The following is a 2174-nucleotide window of genomic DNA, read 5'->3' as shown; positions in this document are numbered from 1 at the left end:
CATCGCCTGTGCCCGACAGGCGGTGCGCGCCAATCCCGTCAGTTATCGAGCGCGCTATTACCTGGCGGTCAGTTTGGAGAAGGCGGGGATGTACGCTGAGGCGGAGGAACATTTTCGGTGGTGCGTGCAACGTCGGCCGGGGCATCGTGCCCTCCAGAAGAGGCTCCAGAACGTAGCGAGCAAACGCCTGGAGGCGGAGCAATTGGTGCGCGTGCCCGGCGGGGAGGCCGCATTACCCGGCGTTTCCGTGACGAATCGTTGAACTCGAAACCCGGCAGTGCCACGCAATCGCCCTTGTTCCGGCAAGCGGCTTCGGATATGGATTAACTCGGGAAAAGGATGTCCCGTACTATCGGCAGCAACGGAGGTTGCCGTGACTATTTCCGGACCAGGTTCTGGATCTGATAAGAATTGCAGGATTGTGCCGTCCATTCCGGCACCGGACCTGCGGGTTATTCGTGCGGAGGAAGGATCGAACTTTCCGTCCGGTCAGGAGAATGCTTTTCAGCCGATGGAGCCGGCCGGAGAGGCTGATCTTCTGTTTGAGAAGCCCAAATCTGACTGTCGAAAAAACCGTAGTATCTTCCACAGGATTGGGCGCATCCTTGGTGAAGGCGGGTGGGGCGTTTTTCGGCGGATGCGCCTGTTGACCCGATGCCCCCCGACGCCGAGCAACCTGAGGAAGGGATTATTCGGCGTGGTCGTGCTCATCGTGGGTCTGGTGGCGAGCTACCTGTGCGCGTTTCACCTGCGATTTGACGGCCTGGGCCAGGCAGAAGTGCAGCGGTGGTTTTGGACGACGCTTCCCTACGTGGTTGCCATTAAGCTCTTTGTCTTTGTCGCTTGTGGGGTTCACAGAAGCTGGACCAGGTTCCTCAGTTTCTATGATCTTCTGGTGCTGGTCGAAGCAAGTACGGCTGCGCTGGCAGCGGTTGTCATTTTTGATCGCTTTCTTCTCCCGCCCCGCATGGTGCCCCGGGGAATTCTCCTCATTGATTGGGGAACCACCGTGCTCATTCTGGGCGGAGTTCGGGCAATAGGGCGGGCCATTCGCGATCGAACATGGCAAAATTTCTTCAGCAATGATCCGCCGGTTTTCATTGTGGGGGCAGACGAGGCGGGAGAGGATCTTCTCCGGGCCATCAATCGGCATTCTTCCTGCCGTTACCGTGTTGTGGGTTTTATTGATCGACAGGCGGGGCGGGTCGGAACACGCATCGGTGGCGTCCCCGTCATCGGAACTGTGGAGCAGACCTGTGAACTGGCCCGAAGGCTCGGTGTCAAGGACATTTTTCTGGCGGGCGGCTCGCTGAGCGGACGTGAGATCCGCCGCTTGATGGAAGAAGCGAGGGAAACAGGACTCCACGTCCAGGTCCTTCCCAGTTATGAGCAACTGCTTTCCGGACGCGTTTCGGTCCAGCCCCGGCCCATCGCCATCACCGACCTTCTTCGCCGCGATCCCGTCGCTCTGGAGTGGGAAAACTTACGGCATTGGCTGGAAGATCGTGTGCTCCTGGTGACAGGCAGTGCAGGGAGTATCGGGTCAGAAATCGCCAGGCAACTCGTTCGGTTTCGTCCGCGATGCCTCGTTTTGGTGGACCGGAGCGAGACAGGGCAGTTTTTCCTCGAGCGTGAACTGCGACAACTGGCGGCCACCTCAGGAACTGCCCGGCGGACCGAGCTCGCTGTCCTTCTGGCTGACGTTCTCGATGGTCGGCGGATGGAGAATCTCTTTGCCCGATATCGACCCGACGTCGTGTTCCACGCGGCAGCCTACAAACACGTGCCATTGTTGGAGACGCATCCTGGAGAAGCGGTCAAAAACATCATCTTTGCCACGCGTAATGTGGCGGATCTTGCCCATCAATACGGAGCTGAGTCGTTCGTGATGATTTCCACCGACAAGGCCGTCAATCCCACCAGCGTGATGGGGGCCTGTAAACGCGTGGCGGAAATGTACGTGCAGTCCATGCGCGAGGTGTCGCCCTGCCGGTTTGTGACGGTTCGCTTCGGCAATGTGCTGGATTCGGCGGGCAGTGTGGTGCAGATTTTTCGCCAGCAGATTGCGGAAGGCGGTCCGGTGACCATCACCGATCCCCGCATGGAGCGTTTCTTCATGACAATCCCCGAAGCCGCCGGTCTGGTTATTCAGGCGGGCATCATCGGGGAGAGCG

General features: G+C 59.1%; 2 protein-coding genes. Both read left to right on the top strand.

The window, feature by feature from the left end; all coding sequences use genetic code 11:
- On the top strand, positions 1-262 hold a 262-nt coding region (locus H5U08_RS16535; RefSeq protein WP_297035577.1), incomplete at its 5' end, for a tetratricopeptide repeat protein.
- Between the two features lie 435 nt (positions 263-697).
- A partial coding sequence (locus H5U08_RS16530; protein WP_297035574.1) for a polysaccharide biosynthesis protein occupies positions 698-2174 on the top strand: 1477 nt, incomplete at its 3' end.

Origin of the sequence: Thermogutta sp., from assembly GCF_014359955.1 — a bacterium.
GTDB lineage: Bacteria > Planctomycetota > Planctomycetia > Pirellulales > Thermoguttaceae > Thermogutta.
Note: the sequence above shows the minus strand (reverse complement) of the source record. Positions and strands in the feature narration are given on the sequence as shown.